Raw genomic sequence first — 15,304 nt, forward strand, 5'->3', positions numbered from 1 at the left:
TGGAGAAGATCATGACCCTGCTCAAATTAAGCGATGTGTCCCTTGCGTTCGGCGCCATGCCGTTGCTGGACAAGGTGTCCTGGCAGATCGCCCGTGGTGAGCGGGTCTGCATCATCGGCCGCAACGGCACGGGCAAGTCGAGCATGCTGCGCCTGGTCAAGGGCGACCAGAAGCCCGACGAAGGCGATGTGTGGCGTGCCCCGGGCCTGAAGATCGGCGAGCTGCCGCAGGAACTGCCGGTGGCCGACGGGCGCACCGTGTTCGATGTGGTTGCCGAAGGCCTGGACGGTGTCGGTGCATTGCTCGCCGAGTATCACCACCTGAGCCAGAACATTCACACCGACGCCGACCTGGAAAAGCTCATGCACGTGCAGAGCGACCTTGAGGCGCGCGATGGCTGGCGCTTGCAGCAACTGGTCGACAGCACCCTGAGCCGCCTGCAGCTGCCGGCCGACAAGACCCTGGCCGAGCTGTCCGGTGGTTGGCGTCGGCGTGTGCTGCTGGCCCAGGCGCTGGTGTCCGAGCCCGACCTGCTGCTGCTCGACGAACCGACCAACCACCTGGACATCGGTGCCATCGCCTGGCTTGAAGATGCCCTGAGCGGTTTTGGCGGCGCCGTGCTGTTCATTACCCACGACCGTTCCTTCCTGCAGAACCTGGCCACGCGCATCCTCGAACTGGACCGAGGCGGGTTGATCGACTGGAACGGCGACTACGCCAGCTTCCTGGTGCACAAGGAAGCTGCGCTGGCTGCCGAAGAGACTGCCAACGCGCTGTTCGACAAGAAACTGGCCCAGGAAGAGGTGTGGATCCGCCAGGGCATCAAGGCCCGGCGTACCCGCAACGAAGGCCGCGTGCGCGCCCTCAAGGCACTGCGTGTGGAACGCAGCGAGCGTCGCGAGCGCCAGGGCAAGGCCAACATCCTGCTCGACGTGGCGGAAAAGTCCGGCAAGCAGGTGATGGTGCTGGAAAACGTCAGCTTCGCCCACCCCGATGGCCCTTACCTGGTCGAGGATTTCTCGATGGTCCTGCAGCGCGAGGACCGTATCGGCCTGCTGGGTGCCAACGGTACCGGCAAGACCACGCTGCTCAAGCTGATGCTGGGCGACCTGGAGCCAAGCTCGGGCAAGGTGGAGTCGGGCACGCGTCTCGAAGTGGCCTACTTCGACCAGTTGCGCCATCAGCTTGACCTGGAAAAGACCGTGATCGAGAACATGGCCGAAGGCCGTGACTTCATCGAGATCGATGGGCAGAACCGTCACGTACTGAGCTACCTGGGCGACTTCCTGTTCAGCCCCCAGCGTGCACGCACGCCGGTCAAGGCGTTGTCCGGTGGCGAGCGTGCGCGCCTGCTGCTGGCCAAGCTGTTCAGCAAGCCGGCCAACCTGCTGGTGCTCGACGAGCCGACCAACGACCTGGACGTGGAAACCCTGGAGCTGCTCGAAGAGGTGCTGGCGGGTTTCAAGGGCACCGTGCTGATGGTCAGTCACGACCGGGCGTTCCTCGACAACGTGGTCACCAGCACCCTGGTGTTCGAAGGCGAGGGCAAGGTGCGTGAGTACGTGGGCGGCTATCAGGATTGGATTCGCCAGGGCGGTTCGCCCAAGCTGCTCGGCGTGACCGAAAGCAAGTCGGGCAAGTCCGAGCTCAACAGTGCGGTGGTCGAGGCCGTTGCACCCGAGCCTGCGGCAGCGCCGGTGGTCAATGAAGGCAAGAAGAAGCTCAGCTACAAGCTGCAGCGCGAGCTGGAGGCGCTGCCGGGGCAGATCGATGCCCTGGAGCAGAAGATGGCTGCGGTGCAGGCGGAGATTTCCGATGCAGGCTTCTATCAGCGGCCAATCGACCAGACCACCGCCGTGCTGGCCAGCCTCGAGAAGCTGCAGGGCGAGCTGGACACACTGGTGGAGCGTTGGGCCGAGCTCGACAGCTGATATGAAGAAGGCCCGCTGTGTCCAACAGCGGGCCTTCTGGTATCAGTCGGCCTTCTTCTGCAGGCGTACCGCCAGCACATCGCACGGTGCGCCGTGCAGCACGTCATTGGCGGTGGAGCCCAGCAGCAGCGCCAGGCCGTGGCGGCCATGGCTGCCGACCACGATCAGGTCGCACTTCTGGTCCTTGGCCAACTGGTGGATCTCCTGGCGAGGCTGGCCGTAGGTCAGGTGGGAATCGCCGCGGTTGATCTCCGGATACTTGTTGAACAGGCGGTCCATGCGCTCCTTGGCCTGGTCGAACTGTTGCTGCTGCAGTTGCGACAGGTCCATCGGCACGTCGCCGCCGAAGGCCATGGCCATGGGCTCGACGATATGTACCAGGGAAACCTTGGTGCCGTTGGGCGTGGCCAGCTCGCGAGCGCGCTTGATCACCGGGTCGCATTCTTCGGTCAGGTCGACGGCGACCAGAATGTGTTCGTAGGGCATGAGGGCTCTCCTGACAATCGCGATAGTTAAAGTATGGTCGGTTTCAGGCTGATCGCATCGATGTCGGCTAACCAGCTCATTTGCAAAGTCTTTATAGGAATAACAGATATGACGTTCTGGGTAGTAGTGTCAATCCTTGCGCTGATGCTCAGCCCCATGGTCTGGCTGTTGCCCTCGCGTCGCACCAGCGGGCGCATGGCCCTGCGCCTGGAGGCGCGGCGCATGGGGCTGGCCATGCAGCTCACCCCGCAGACCTGGCCGCACTGGCTGCCCGAAGAGCCGCCGCATACCTGCGCGCAGTATCATTGCGCGCGCCGTCGCGGGCATGCCGACAGCTGGAGCTACTGGCAGGTGACACCAGGGGTGTGGCTCAACCAGTGGCGCGAGCCCTGCGAAGATGCGCGCGTGCTCGAGCACCTGTCGCGCCTGCCGGCGAGTGTCTACAAGGTCGAGGCCAACCCGCAGATGATCGCGTTGTGCTGGGGAGAGAAGGGGGATGCCGCAGCGTTGCAGGACATTGCCCGGTTGCTCAAGGCGCTGGCGTGACCCGTGAGTCGTGTGATTGAACGCCAGCGCCAGCCCCATGGCGGGGCCGGCAACTGAATAAAAAAGGCCAGGCAGGCCGGAAACTTCTTCGATGCCCTCAGTGTAGCTGCGCTTTATCCCTTCGCCGCCTCTCTCGTGCGTATCCATGGCCGATCACCTGCATGAATGATGGCCAATCACCTACAGGCTGAACCCGCACCCCTTCGCTCAAAATGACCGTAAAGTCGCGTTTTGCTCGTGCTTTTGGGTATTTGACAACGGCAGGCTTTTCGGTGAATGTGTCCGTACCCAAATCAAACGGGCGTATGAATTGAGCGTTTGTATGTCACATGACGCTCGCAGAATCCCGACTATCGCGCTGACGGGTGTGCCTGGTGCCGAATTTCGTGCCAGCGTTCGGCGTGTACAGTTCAGCTTCCATATCGTGGAGATCAGTTGATGATTTACGAAGGTAAAGCCATCACGGTTAAGGCTCTTGAAAGCGGCATCGTCGAACTGAAGTTCGACCTCAAGGGTGAGTCCGTCAACAAGTTCAACCGTCTTACCCTGAATGAATTGCGTCAGGCCGTAGACACCATCAAGGCAGATGCGTCGATCAAAGGTGTGATCGTCAGCAGCGGCAAGGACGTGTTCATTGTCGGCGCCGACATCACCGAATTCGTCGACAACTTCAAGCTGCCGGATGCGGAGCTGGTTGCAGGCAACCTCGAAGCCAACAGAATCTTCAGCGATTTCGAAGATCTCGATGTACCGACTGTTGCCGCCATCAACGGCATCGCGCTGGGCGGCGGCCTGGAAATGTGCCTGGCGGCCGACTTCCGCGTCATGTCGACCAAGGCCAAGATCGGCCTGCCTGAAGTCAAGCTGGGTATCTACCCGGGCTTCGGCGGTACCGTACGCCTGCCGCGCCTGATCGGCGCCGACAATGCCATCGAATGGATTGCCGCCGGCAAGGAGAACCGTCCTGAAGACGCACTGAAAGTCGGTGCCGTCGATGCAGTGGTGGTCCCGGAGAAACTTCAGGAAGCTGCCCTGGAACTGATCAAGCGCGCCATCAGCGGCGAGCTCGACCACAAGGCCAAGCGCCAGCCGAAGCTGGAAAAGCTCAAGCTCAACGCCATCGAGCAGATGATGGCCTTCGAGACCGCCAAGGGTTTCGTGGCAGGTCAGGCAGGCCCGAACTATCCGGCGCCGGTCGAAGCCATCAAGACCATTCAGAAAGCCGCCAACTTCGGGCGTGACAAGGCACTGGAAGTCGAAGCCGCCGGCTTCGTCAAGCTGGCCAAGACCTCGGCAGCCCAGAGCCTGATCGGCCTGTTCCTGAACGATCAGGAACTGAAGAAAAAGGCCAAGGCCTACGACGAGATCGCCCAGGACGTGAAGCAGGCCGCCGTACTCGGTGCCGGCATCATGGGTGGCGGCATCGCCTATCAGTCGGCCTCCAAAGGCACGCCGATCCTGATGAAGGACATCAACGAGCACGGTATCGAGCAGGGCCTGGCCGAAGCCGCCAAGCTGCTGGTCAGCCGCGTCGACAAGGGTCGCATGACCGCCGCGAAAATGGCTGAAGTGCTCAACGGCATCCGTCCGACCCTGTCCTACGGCGACTTCGGTCATGTGGACCTGGTGGTGGAAGCCGTGGTCGAAAACCCCAAGGTCAAGCAGGCCGTGCTGGCCGAGGTCGAAGACCAGGTCAAGGCGGACACCATCCTGGCTTCCAACACCTCGACCATTTCCATCAGCCTGCTGGCCAAGGCCCTCAAGCGTCCGGAAAATTTCGTCGGCATGCACTTCTTCAACCCGGTGCACATGATGCCGCTGGTGGAAGTGATCCGTGGCGAGAAGTCCAGCGAACTGGCGGTGGCCACTACCGTTGCCTATGCCAAGAAGATGGGCAAGAACCCGATCGTGGTCAACGACTGCCCGGGCTTTCTGGTCAACCGCGTGCTGTTCCCGTACTTCGGCGGTTTCGCCAAGCTGGTGAGCGCCGGTGTGGACTTCGTGCGCATCGACAAGATCATGGAAAAATTCGGCTGGCCGATGGGCCCGGCGTACCTGATGGACGTGGTCGGCATCGACACCGGCCACCACGGCCGCGACGTGATGGCCGAGGGCTTCCCGGACCGCATGAAGGATGACCGTCGCTCGGCCATCGACGTGCTCTACGAAGCCAAGCGCCTGGGCCAGAAGAACGGCAAGGGTTTCTATGCCTACGAGGCCGACAAGCGCGGCAAGCAGAAGAAGGTTGCCGACCCGTCGGTGCTCGAAGTGCTCAAGCCGATCGTCTACGAGCAGCGTGAAGTCAGCGACGAGGACATCATCAACTGGATGATGATCCCGCTGTGCCTGGAGACCGTGCGCTGCCTGGAAGACGGCATCGTCGAGACGGCGGCCGAGGCCGACATGGGCCTGGTCTACGGCATCGGTTTCCCTCCGTTCCGTGGCGGTGCACTGCGCTACATCGATTCGATCGGTGTGGCTGCGTTCGTTGCCCTGGCTGACCAGTACGCCGACCTGGGCGCGCTGTACCACCCCACCGAGAAGCTGCGCGAGATGGCCAAGAACGGCCAGAGCTTCTTCGGTTAAGCGCCCAACGACTAGAGCGAGAATATTGTATGAGCTTGAATCCAAGAGACGTCGTGATCGTCGACTTCGGTCGTACGCCGATGGGCCGCTCCAAGGGCGGCATGCACCGCAACACCCGCGCCGAAGACATGTCGGCGCACCTGATCAGCAAGCTGCTGGAGCGCAACGTCAAGGTCGACCCGAGTGAAGTCGAGGACGTGATCTGGGGCTGCGTGAACCAGACCCTGGAGCAGGGCTGGAACATCGCGCGCATGGCTTCGCTGATGACCCAGATCCCGCACACTGCGGCCGGCCAGACTGTCAGCCGCCTGTGCGGTTCGTCGATGAGCGCGCTGCACACGGCCGCCCAGGCGATCATGACCGGCAACGGCGATGTGTTCGTGGTCGGCGGTGTCGAGCACATGGGCCACGTGAGCATGATGCACGGCGTGGACCCCAACCCGCACATGTCGCTGTATGCGGCCAAGGCCTCGGGCATGATGGGCCTGACCGCCGAGATGCTGGGCAAGATGCATGGCATCAGCCGTGAGCAGCAGGACGCCTTCGGTCTGCGTTCGCACCAGCTCGCCCACAAGGCGACGGTCGAAGGCAAGTTCAAGGACGAAATCATCCCGATGCAGGGCTATGACGAGAACGGCTTCCTCAAGGTCTTCGACTACGACGAAACCATTCGCCCGGACACTACCCTGGAAAGCCTGGCGGCGTTGAAGCCGGCGTTCAACCCCAAGGGCGGCACCGTGACAGCGGGTACCTCCTCGCAGATCACCGACGGCGCCTCGTGCATGATCGTGATGTCGGCCCAGCGTGCCCAGGACCTGGGCATCCAGCCGCTGGCGGTGATCCGCTCGATGGCGGTGGCCGGCGTGGACCCTGCGATCATGGGCTACGGCCCGGTGCCGGCAACCCAGAAAGCCCTCAAGCGTGCGGGCCTGAGCATTGCCGATATCGACTTCTTCGAGCTCAACGAAGCCTTCGCTGCACAGGCCCTGCCAGTGCTCAAGGATCTGAAAGTGCTCGACAAGATGGATGAGAAGGTTAACCTGCACGGCGGCGCAATCGCCCTGGGTCACCCTTTCGGTTGCTCCGGTGCGCGGATTTCCGGCACTCTGCTCAATGTCATGAAGCAGAATGGCGGTACCCTGGGTGTTTCGACCATGTGCGTCGGCCTTGGTCAGGGGATCACCACCGTCTTCGAACGCATCTAAGCGTTTCGTTGTCGGAAGCCGGGGCCTTGTGCCCCGGTTTTTTGCTTTTTGCAGATTTTTTTTCAAGAGGGTTGGCAGCATGCAGATACAACCAGGCGTATACCGGCATTACAAAGGGCCTGAGTATCGTGTATTCGGTGCCGCGCGCCATTCCGAGACCGAGGAGTGGGTGGTGTTCTACCAGGCCCTGTACGGCGATTTCGGCCTGTGGGTACGGCCGCTTTCGATGTTCACCGAGTCGGTCGAGGTTGACGGCGAGCACGTGCCGCGCTTTGCTTTGGTCGAGGCCGAACCCGAGCTGTTTTCGCGTGCCGATGCGCAAGTGGGCTAACCTTCGGCGCTTGACCTCACTCTGTTGCCACTATATATAGCGGTGCCACGTCAGGTACCTGCCGTGTTTTTATTTTCGTTATTCAGGAATTTTCCGATCCATGGGCAAATCGCTGGTCATTGTGGAATCCCCGGCTAAGGCCAAGACCATCAACAAGTACCTGGGCAACCAGTACGTGGTGAAGTCGAGTATCGGCCATATCCGAGACCTGCCCACCAGCGGTTCCGCCAGCAAGGAGCCTGCTGCCAAGCGCGGCAAGGCTGCTGCCGGCGAGGCACCCGCGCTGTCGCCGAAAGAAAAGGCGCGCAAGCAACTGGTGGCGCGCATGGGCGTCGACCCGGACCACGGCTGGAAGGCCAAGTACGAGATCCTTCCGGGCAAGGAAAAGGTCATCGAGGAGTTGCGCCGCCTGGCCAAGGATGCCGACACCATCTATCTCGCAACCGACTTGGATCGCGAGGGGGAAGCCATTGCCTGGCACCTGCGCGAAGCCATCGGTGGGGATGACAGCCGCTACAAGCGCGTGGTGTTCAACGAAATCACCAAGAAGGCCATCCAGGAGGCCTTCTCCCAGCCGGGCGAGCTGGACATCGACCGTGTCAATGCACAGCAGGCGCGTCGCTTCCTCGACCGCGTGGTGGGCTACATGGTCTCGCCACTGCTGTGGCAGAAGATCGCCCGTGGCCTGTCGGCCGGCCGGGTGCAGTCGGTGGCCGTGAAGCTGGTGGTGGAGCGTGAGCGCGAGATTCGCGCATTCATCCCCGAAGAGTACTGGGAAGTGCACGCCGACCTGGGTACTGCCAAGGACGCCAAGGTGCGCTTCGAGGTGGCTCGCCAGAACGGCGAGGCCTTCAAGCCGCTCAACGAAGCCCAGGCCATGGCCGCGCTGGAGAAGCTCAAGGCTTCCAGCTACACCATTGCCAAGCGTGAAGACCGCCCGACCAGCAGCAAGCCCTCGGCGCCGTTCATCACTTCGACCCTGCAGCAGGCGGCGAGCAATCGCCTCGGCTTCGGCGTGAAGAAGACCATGATGATGGCCCAGCGCCTGTACGAAGCCGGCTACATCACCTACATGCGTACCGACTCGACCAACCTTTCGGTCGATGCGGTGGAAATGGCGCGCAGCTACATCGAAAGCGAGTTCGGCAAGAAGTACCTGCCAGAAGCGCCGATCGTCTACGGCAGCAAGGAAGGCGCACAGGAAGCGCACGAAGCGATCCGACCTTCGGACGTGGCCACGCACCCGACCAAGCTCAGCGGCATGGAACGTGATGCCGAGCGCCTGTACGAGCTGATCTGGCGCCAGTTCCTGGCCTGCCAGATGCCGCCGGCGCAGTACCTGTCGACCACCGTCAGCGTCACGGCGGGCGAGTTCGAGTTGCGTGCCAAGGGCCGTATCCTCAAGTTCGACGGTTACACCCGTGTGTTGCCGCAGCAGAGCAAGCCGGGCGATGACGATGTACTGCCGGAAATGAACCAGGGCGAAGTGCTCAAGCTCATCAAGCTCGATCCGAGCCAGCACTTCACCAAGCCGCCGGCACGTTTCTCGGAAGCGAGCCTGGTCAAGGAAATGGAAAAACGCGGTATCGGTCGTCCATCGACCTACGCGGCGATCATCTCCACCATCCAGGACCGTGGCTATGTGACCCTGCACAACCGCCGCTTCTACTCCGAGAAGATGGGCGACATCGTGACCGAGCGTCTGTCCGAGAGCTTTTCCAACCTGATGGACTACGGCTTCACCGCCGGCATGGAAGAGAACCTCGACGATGTGGCCCAGGGCGAGCGCGACTGGAAAAACGTGCTGGACGAGTTCTATGGCGACTTCAGCAAGAAGCTGCAACTGGCTGAAGATGCCGAAAAGGGCATGCGTGCCAACCAGCCGACCCCGACCAACATTGCCTGCAAGGAATGCGGCAGGCACATGATGATCCGCACAGCCTCCACGGGTGTGTTCCTCGGTTGCTCGGGCTACAGCCTGCCGCCCAAAGAGCGTTGCAAGGCCACCGTGAACCTGGTGCCAGGTGACGAGATTGCCGCCGACGACGAGGGCGAGTCCGAGTCGCGCGTGCTGTTGGGCAAGCACCGCTGCCCGATCTGCGCCACGGCGATGGACGCCTACCTGCTCGACGAGAAACACAAGCTGCACATCTGCGGCAACAACCCCGATTGCACGGGCTACGAGATCGAGGAAGGCAGCTACCGCATCAAGGGCTACGAGGGCCCGAGCCTTGAGTGTGACAAGTGCGGCAGCGAGATGCAGCTCAAGACCGGTCGTTTCGGCAAGTTCTTCGGCTGTACCAACCCGGAGTGCAAGAACACCCGCAAGCTGCTCAAGAGCGGCGAGGCGGCGCCGCCGAAGATGGACGCGGTGAAGATGCCCGAGCTCAAGTGCGAGAAGGTCAACGACACCTATGTGCTGCGTGACGGGGCTTCGGGTCTGTTCCTGGCCGCCAGCCAGTTCCCGAAGAACCGCGAGACCCGCGCCCCCCTGGTGATGGAGATCGTGCCGCACAAGGACGAGATCGATCCGAAGTATCACTTCCTCTGTGAAGCGCCGAAGAAGGACCCGGACGGTCGCCCGACGGTGATCCGCTACAGCCGCAAGACCAAGGAGCAGTATGTGCAGACCGAGGTCGACGGCAAGCCGACCGGCTGGCGAGCGTTCTATGACGGCAAGGCGTGGAAGGTGGAAGACAAGCGCTAAGCGATAGAATCGGCTACAAGAGGCTGCATCTGGTGATCCTGGACGCAGCCTTTTTTTTAGTCAGGTCAGCGAACGGTTGTGAGGTTTGATCGGGACGTTTCTCCGCCAGGGCTGTACACCATCGAGCAGAGGCAAGCAGATGAGTCAGGAAATGTTGGAAGCAGGGCCGCAGTCGGCCAGAATCCTGTCGGTGTTCGATTTCGATGGCACGCTGACCCGCCGTGACAGCTTTGTACCTTTTTTGAGGTTCGCTTTCGGCAACGGCTTTTTTGCTCGCCGCATGCTGCGGATGATCTGGCCAAGCCTGCGCTATATGGGGCGGCGGATCAGCCGCGATGAACTCAAGGCCCAGTTGATCCAGACGTTTCTTGCGGGTGTGAAAGAGCAATGGGTCGCGCAGAAGGCGGTGGCGTTCAAGTCGCAGGCGTGGGCCCGGCTGATGCGCCCGCAGGGCGTGATTTCGGTGAAACAGGAACTGGCCTCTGGTGCTGAGGTGACGATCTGTTCGGCATCGCCGGCGCTGGTGCTCAAGCCCTTTGCCGAACAGTTGGGCATCAAGCTGATCGGCACCGAGCTGGAGGTGATCGATGGCGTGCTGACCGGCAGGATCAGTGGCGACAACTGCCGCTGCGAAGCCAAGGTTCTGCGCCTGGAGGCGGTTTACGGGGTGCTGACGCAGTACCGCATGCGCGCCTGGGGCGACACGCGGGGCGACCATGAGCTGCTGGCCGCGGCTCAGGACGCACACTGGCGGCACTTTCATCCCGCGTGGCAGCGTGGCCGCCTGCGCATCGAAAAGATCTACGGCCCGGTCACCCCGGCCACGTCGAAAGAGTCGGCTGCAACCACGGTTGGCGGTTTGCCGCGCAACGATGACCGCAAGGGCGGTTGAGCCTCACGCCTGCGGTGATTCAGCTTGCGTGCCTGCGATCCATCACAGAAACTGAGCCCCCGCCTCACACTCCCTCGGAGCGCGCCTCGATGGCCCAGGAACTCTATACCCGTACCAACCAGAAGATCTATTTCGCCGGTCTGGCCCTGGAGGCACTGGGCAAGGCGCAGGACAGTCGCGCCATGAACGCCCAGGCGCAGACCCAGGCCGAGCGGGAGTCTGCGCTGTTTCACCTGTATGGTGCGCTGTTGGGGCTGTGTCATGAGATCGGTGGCTATTATCGCTTGCCCCAGGCAACCGCGCTGCGTGCCGAGCAACTGCTGAGCCGTGAAGTACTGGCGACCATCGCCATTCCCGAGCTGGCTGAACTGGTCGAACTCGCCGAGCAGCCTGAAACCTGGCTGGCGCAACTGCTCAGGGCTTATGCCGATTTGTTCCGACCACCTGTCGCGAGCAAGGCGCCCAAAGGTGATGTGACCCAACCGTTGATTCAGGCCGTGAGCCTGGATGAACCCGAGGCGCCAGCGCTGTCGCGCGAAGAACTGGAGGGCTGGCGGCAGAATCTCAAACGCCTCGTGGTGCGTTTTCGCGAAGGTCTGAGTGAGTGCTGATCCTGCCAGTGGCTGGTACAATGCCGGCCTTTCCTGGAGAACAGTCTTTTATGCCCACGTCCTTTCTAGAAATTGTAGAGTTGCCTGACGGTCGCATCGAGTTGCGCCGCGCCGAGGACGAGGGGTCGTTGGTAACCCTGGATTTTTCGGAAGATGCCAAGGCGTTCCTGCAGGGCCAACACGTCGAGGTGGCCAAGGCCATGCTCAGCGTTGGTGTGCAGATGGCCGGCAAGTTGGTTGAAGGCGAGATCGAACAGGAACATGCAGGCCCACGGGTTCTGCACTGACCATCAGTATCCGGCTTCCTCGTCCTGAGGAAGCCTGCTGCATACCCTTCGAGCGTTCAGCGAGTATCAGCCCAGGCGGATATTCAGGCTTTGTGCGTCACCCGCACGGGCAGCATTGGTCAGTTGCAGGCGGGCGCCGTTGCTGACCGGATTGAACCAGGTGACCACCGTATGGCTGCGCCCCAGACGCAGGGCATCACAGGCCAGTTGCAGCGCACTCTGGTTGCCGCGAGGCTGCAGCAGCAGTATGCGTTCGCGGTTGAGCCCTGCGTCCCTCAGCCAGGCCTGGGTAAGGCTGCCGGGCGGGGCGATCAGGGTAAGCCAGCGGGCGTCATGCTCTTCACTCAGTTCGCTCAGGTCGCGTAGCACCGGTGCCAGCAGGCTTTGGCAGTGCTCCAGCGCGCCACGCAAGGACAGCTCGCTGAATGCCTGCGGCTTGTTGCTTTGCCGGGCGGGCTGCCTGGTTTTGACCCGCGGCAGTACCGGCTGGGCCAGGAATGCTTCGAACAAGGGCAACTGTGCTTGCTGTGGTACGTGGGGGAACTGCATGACGCCTCCTTATTAGCGGCGGATAACGCCGACGCTCAAGCCCTCGATGACCAGGTCCTGCTCTTTCAGGTTGACTTCGATAGGGGCGAATTCGGGGTTCTCGGCGATCAGCCAGACCTTGTTGCCTTCCCGTTTGAAGCGCTTGACCGTGACTTCGTCACCCAGGCGGGCTACGACGATCTGACCATTGCGCGCTTCGCGGCAGGTGTGTACGGCCAGCAGGTCGCCGTCGACGATGCCGACGTCCTTCATGCTCATGCCGTGCACACGCAGCAGGTAGTCGGCGCGGGGATGGAAGAAGGCCGGGTTGATGGCGCAGGATTCCTCGATGTGCTGCTGGGCGAGGATAGGGGCACCTGCGGCCACGCGGCCAATGATGGGCAGGGCGTTTTCATCGGGCTTGCTCTCGAGCCCCGGAATGCGGATGCCGCGCGAGGCACCAGGGGTCATCTCGATTGCACCCTTGCGGGCCAGTGCCTTCAGATGCTCTTCGGCGGCGTTGGGGGATTTGAACCCCAGTTCCTGGGCGATTTCCGCGCGGGTGGGCGGGAAGCCGTTGTCTTCGAGGCAGCGCTTGATGAAAGCCAGAATCTCAGCTTGGCGTGGCGTCAGTTTTAGCATGTCGATCGCTCTGTCTTTTTATACAGTGACTGGGATTATATACAGTGATAGCGGCAAGCTACAAGCGGCAAGCTCCAAGCGTGCCCGCAGTTGCCTGCCGCTTCCGGCTTGTGGCTTGTCGCTGCCTTCAATACCATGACCGGCCGGGCACAAAACGCCCGTGCGTACTTGACAGAACCCTGCCTTGAAACGTATGTTTCAAACAAGTGTTTGTCTCGCGGAGTAGTCATGGCCCAGTCGGAAACCGTTGAACGCATTCTCGATGCTGCCGAGCAGCTGTTCGCGGAAAAAGGTTTTGCCGAAACCTCATTGCGGCTGATCACCAGCAAGGCCGGCGTCAACCTGGCGGCGGTGAACTACCATTTCGGTTCGAAGAAGGCGCTGATCCAGGCGGTCTTCTCGCGTTTTCTAGGGCCGTTCTGCCAGAGCCTGGAGCGTGAGCTCGAGCGGCGCCAGGCGCGCCCCGAGCACAAGCCCAGCCTTGAAGAACTGCTGGAGATGCTGGTCGAGCAGGCGCTGGTGGTGCAGCCGCGCAGCGGCAATGACCTGTCGATCTTCATGCGCCTGCTGGGCCTGGCCTTCAGCCAGAGCCAGGGCCACTTGCGTCGTTACCTCGAAGACATGTACGGCAAGGTGTTCCGCCGCTACATGCTGCTGGTCAACGAGGCCGCGCCGCAGATTCCTCCCCTTGAACTGTTCTGGCGCGTGCATTTCATGCTCGGCGCTGCAGCGTTCAGCATGTCGGGCATCAAGGCCCTGCGCGCGATTGCCGAGACCGATTTCGGGGTCAATACCTCGATCGAGCAGGTCATGCGCCTGATGGTGCCGTTCCTGGCCGCCGGCATGCGTGCCGACAGCGGGGTCACGGACGAGGCGATGGCGGCGGCGCAGTTGCGTCCGCGCAGCAAGACCAGCCACGCCCCGGTGCCGGCAAAGGCCTGATTCCCCGGCTGGGCGGCACAGCCGGCTTCGGCTAAGCTAGCGCCCATGCCTATTCTCGATTTGCTGCACATTTCCATCGCCGACCAGTGCCTTTATGGGTTCGCCCAGGGGCGACTGGCGGTGCGTCTTGCGGTGTCCACCGCACTCAATGGCCCGGGCGAGCACAACGGCTCCGGTTGTACACCGCGCGGGCTGCATCAGGTGCGTGCGAAGATCGGCGCGGGCTTGCCCCAGGGCGCGGTGCTGCGCGGGCGTCGCTGGACCGGCGAGGTCTGGACGCCCGACCTGCACGCGCAGTTCCCTGGGCGCGACTGGATTCTCTCGCGCATTCTCTGGCTCAGCGGCCGCGAGCCGGTGCGCAACCGCCTCGGGCCCGTGGATACGTTCCGCCGCTATATCTACCTGCACGGCACGCCCGACAGCGAACCCATGGGTGTGCCGTTGTCCCACGGCTGCATACGCCTGCGCAACGCCGACCTGGTAGCGCTGTTCGACCGGGTGCCTGTGCATTGCCCGGTACAGATCGAAGAAGCCGCCTGCCCCCAGTGGGCGAGCGCGCCCCTCAACTGAAGGATCATTTATGAGTACCCGCCTGCAAGGCTCCCTGATGGTCGACGTGGCCGGCACCTGGCTGACTGCCGAAGACCGCCACCTGCTGCGTCAGCCCGAAGTGGCCGGCCTGATCATCTTTGCCCGCAACATCGAATGCCCGCGCCAGGTGCGCGAACTGAGTGCGTCGATTCGTGCCGTGCGCCCGGACCTGATCCTGGCCGTGGACCAGGAGGGTGGTCGCGTACAGCGCCTGCGCCAGGGCTTCGTGCGCTTGCCCGCGATGCGTGCGATTGCCGACAACCCCAATGCCGAGCGCCTGGCCGAACACTGCGGCTGGCTGATGGCAACCGAAGTGCTGGCGGTAGGGCTCGACTTGAGCTTTGCCCCGGTGCTGGACCTTGACCACCAGCGCAGCGCGGTGGTTGGCAGTCGCGCCTTCGAGGGTGACCCGCAGCGCGCCACCTTGCTTGCCGGTGCCTTCATTCGCGGCATGAACGCGGCGGGCATGGCGGCCTGCGGCAAGCACTTCCCGGGGCATGGCTGGGCCGAGGCGGATTCGCATGTGGCGATACCCACCGACGAGCGCAGCCTGGAGCAGATCCGCGCAGCCGACCTGGTGCCGTTCACGCGCCTGAGCGGGCAGCTGGCGGCGGTGATGCCGGCGCATGTGATCTATCCACAGGTCGACAACCAGCCGGCCGGCTTCTCGCGGCGCTGGCTGCAGGAGATTCTGCGTGGCGAGCTGGGCTTTGACGGGGTGATCTTCAGCGATGACCTGTCGATGGCCGGTGCGCATGTGGTGGGGGACGCCGCCAGCCGTATCGAGGCGGCGCTGAGTGCCGGTTGCGACATGGGCCTGGTGTGCAATGATCGGGCGGCTGCCGAGCTTGCGTTGTCCGCGGCGCAGCGGTTGAGGGTGAGGCCGTCGCCGCGGATCGCGCAGATGCGCGGGCAGGGTTTTGCGCGTACCGATTACCGCCAGCAGCCCCGCTGGCTGGAGGCGCTTGGCGCGCTGAAGGATGCACAACTGATCGACTGAGGTCCTGCGCCGGCAAGGC

The 15,304-nt window shown here is 62.6% G+C and carries 15 protein-coding genes; 12 read left to right on the forward strand and 3 right to left on the reverse strand.

The features are described from left to right. Window positions 1-11 precede the first annotated feature (11 nt). Window positions 12-1,931, forward strand: coding sequence for an ATP-binding cassette domain-containing protein (locus MF6396_RS02095; RefSeq protein ID WP_078479601.1), 1,920 nt, complete (start codon window positions 12-14; stop codon window positions 1,929-1,931). A 42-nt stretch (window positions 1,932-1,973) separates the two neighbouring features. Here the strand turns inward: MF6396_RS02095 and MF6396_RS02100 are convergent, their stop codons facing one another. Beyond that, window positions 1,974-2,417 (reverse strand): universal stress protein, encoded by a 444-nt coding sequence (locus tag MF6396_RS02100; protein ID WP_043864572.1) that lies wholly within the window; start codon window positions 2,415-2,417, stop codon window positions 1,974-1,976. A gap of 108 nt (window positions 2,418-2,525) precedes the next feature. On the opposite strand from MF6396_RS02100, the gene MF6396_RS02105 reads away from it, so the two are divergent. From MF6396_RS02105 to MF6396_RS02140, 8 genes are all read left to right on the forward strand, one after another. Continuing rightward, window positions 2,526-2,963, forward strand: coding sequence for a hypothetical protein (locus MF6396_RS02105; protein ID WP_043864571.1), 438 nt, complete (start codon window positions 2,526-2,528; stop codon window positions 2,961-2,963). 438 nt (window positions 2,964-3,401) lie between these two features. Further along, window positions 3,402-5,549, forward strand: coding sequence for a fatty acid oxidation complex subunit alpha FadB (fadB, locus tag MF6396_RS02110; RefSeq protein WP_043864570.1), 2,148 nt, complete (start codon window positions 3,402-3,404; stop codon window positions 5,547-5,549). A gap of 29 nt (window positions 5,550-5,578) precedes the next feature. Beyond that, window positions 5,579-6,754, forward strand: a complete 1,176-nt coding sequence (gene fadA, locus MF6396_RS02115) for an acetyl-CoA C-acyltransferase FadA (protein WP_043864569.1) — start codon at window positions 5,579-5,581, stop codon at window positions 6,752-6,754. Window positions 6,755-6,833: 79 nt separating this feature from the next. After that, a complete protein-coding gene (locus MF6396_RS02120) occupies window positions 6,834-7,085 on the forward strand; it encodes a DUF1653 domain-containing protein (RefSeq protein WP_054916193.1) in 252 nt (83 codons plus the stop codon). Window positions 7,086-7,185: 100 nt separating this feature from the next. Then, a complete protein-coding gene (gene topA, locus MF6396_RS02125; RefSeq protein ID WP_043864567.1) occupies window positions 7,186-9,792 on the forward strand; it encodes a type I DNA topoisomerase in 2,607 nt (868 codons plus the stop codon). A gap of 139 nt (window positions 9,793-9,931) precedes the next feature. Then, on the forward strand, window positions 9,932-10,684 hold the full coding sequence (locus MF6396_RS02130; protein WP_078479602.1) for an HAD-IB family hydrolase: 753 nt from the start codon (window positions 9,932-9,934) through the stop codon (window positions 10,682-10,684). An 89-nt stretch (window positions 10,685-10,773) separates the two neighbouring features. Then, window positions 10,774-11,295 carry a DUF6586 family protein gene (locus tag MF6396_RS02135; RefSeq protein ID WP_078479603.1) on the forward strand — a complete coding sequence of 174 codons (522 nt, stop codon included), beginning with the start codon at window positions 10,774-10,776 and terminating at the stop codon, window positions 11,293-11,295. 50 nt (window positions 11,296-11,345) lie between these two features. Next, complete coding sequence (locus MF6396_RS02140) at window positions 11,346-11,582, forward strand: hypothetical protein (RefSeq protein ID WP_043864565.1); 237 nt, start codon at window positions 11,346-11,348, stop codon at window positions 11,580-11,582. Window positions 11,583-11,648: 66 nt separating this feature from the next. Here the strand turns inward: MF6396_RS02140 and sulA are convergent, their stop codons facing one another. Next, a complete protein-coding gene (sulA, locus tag MF6396_RS02145; protein ID WP_054916190.1) occupies window positions 11,649-12,131 on the reverse strand; it encodes an SOS-induced cell division inhibitor SulA in 483 nt (160 codons plus the stop codon). A gap of 12 nt (window positions 12,132-12,143) precedes the next feature. Next, window positions 12,144-12,752 (reverse strand): transcriptional repressor LexA, encoded by a 609-nt coding sequence (gene lexA / locus MF6396_RS02150; RefSeq protein WP_043864563.1) that lies wholly within the window; start codon window positions 12,750-12,752, stop codon window positions 12,144-12,146. 228 nt (window positions 12,753-12,980) lie between these two features. Here lexA and MF6396_RS02155 point away from each other — a divergent pair, with 228 nt between their 5' ends. Genes MF6396_RS02155 through nagZ form a run of 3 tightly spaced genes read left to right on the forward strand, consistent with a single transcriptional unit; the run spans window position 12,981 to window position 15,285 of the window. After that, complete coding sequence (locus MF6396_RS02155) at window positions 12,981-13,694, forward strand: TetR/AcrR family transcriptional regulator (RefSeq protein WP_043864562.1); 714 nt, start codon at window positions 12,981-12,983, stop codon at window positions 13,692-13,694. Between the two features lie 45 nt (window positions 13,695-13,739). Further along, window positions 13,740-14,264 carry a L,D-transpeptidase gene (locus MF6396_RS02160; RefSeq protein ID WP_177346313.1) on the forward strand — a complete coding sequence of 175 codons (525 nt, stop codon included), beginning with the start codon at window positions 13,740-13,742 and terminating at the stop codon, window positions 14,262-14,264. A 22-nt stretch (window positions 14,265-14,286) separates the two neighbouring features. Further along, window positions 14,287-15,285, forward strand: coding sequence for a beta-N-acetylhexosaminidase (nagZ, locus tag MF6396_RS02165; RefSeq protein ID WP_173925092.1), 999 nt, complete (start codon window positions 14,287-14,289; stop codon window positions 15,283-15,285). The last annotated feature ends 19 nt before the right edge of the window (window positions 15,286-15,304 follow it).

It is taken from the genome of Pseudomonas sp. MF6396 (assembly GCF_002018915.1).
In the GTDB taxonomy this organism is placed as follows: Bacteria; Pseudomonadota; Gammaproteobacteria; order Pseudomonadales; family Pseudomonadaceae; genus Aquipseudomonas; species Aquipseudomonas palmensis.

What these genes read in the sequence shown, in the direction of transcription:
- MF6396_RS02095 (WP_078479601.1), top strand. Translation starts at nt 12, where the DNA reads ATGACCCTGCTCAAATTAAGCGATGTGTCCCTTGCGTTCGGCGCCATG.
- MF6396_RS02100 (WP_043864572.1), bottom strand. Translation starts at nt 2,417, where the DNA reads ATGCCCTACGAACACATTCTGGTCGCCGTCGACCTGACCGAAGAATGC.
- MF6396_RS02105 (WP_043864571.1), top strand. Translation starts at nt 2,526, where the DNA reads ATGACGTTCTGGGTAGTAGTGTCAATCCTTGCGCTGATGCTCAGCCCC.
- fadB (WP_043864570.1), top strand. Translation starts at nt 3,402, where the DNA reads ATGATTTACGAAGGTAAAGCCATCACGGTTAAGGCTCTTGAAAGCGGC.
- fadA (WP_043864569.1), top strand. Translation starts at nt 5,579, where the DNA reads ATGAGCTTGAATCCAAGAGACGTCGTGATCGTCGACTTCGGTCGTACG.
- MF6396_RS02120 (WP_054916193.1), top strand. Translation starts at nt 6,834, where the DNA reads ATGCAGATACAACCAGGCGTATACCGGCATTACAAAGGGCCTGAGTAT.
- topA (WP_043864567.1), top strand. Translation starts at nt 7,186, where the DNA reads ATGGGCAAATCGCTGGTCATTGTGGAATCCCCGGCTAAGGCCAAGACC.
- MF6396_RS02130 (WP_078479602.1), top strand. Translation starts at nt 9,932, where the DNA reads ATGAGTCAGGAAATGTTGGAAGCAGGGCCGCAGTCGGCCAGAATCCTG.
- MF6396_RS02135 (WP_078479603.1), top strand. Translation starts at nt 10,774, where the DNA reads ATGGCCCAGGAACTCTATACCCGTACCAACCAGAAGATCTATTTCGCC.
- MF6396_RS02140 (WP_043864565.1), top strand. Translation starts at nt 11,346, where the DNA reads ATGCCCACGTCCTTTCTAGAAATTGTAGAGTTGCCTGACGGTCGCATC.
- sulA (WP_054916190.1), bottom strand. Translation starts at nt 12,131, where the DNA reads ATGCAGTTCCCCCACGTACCACAGCAAGCACAGTTGCCCTTGTTCGAA.
- lexA (WP_043864563.1), bottom strand. Translation starts at nt 12,752, where the DNA reads ATGCTAAAACTGACGCCACGCCAAGCTGAGATTCTGGCTTTCATCAAG.
- MF6396_RS02155 (WP_043864562.1), top strand. Translation starts at nt 12,981, where the DNA reads ATGGCCCAGTCGGAAACCGTTGAACGCATTCTCGATGCTGCCGAGCAG.
- MF6396_RS02160 (WP_177346313.1), top strand. Translation starts at nt 13,740, where the DNA reads ATGCCTATTCTCGATTTGCTGCACATTTCCATCGCCGACCAGTGCCTT.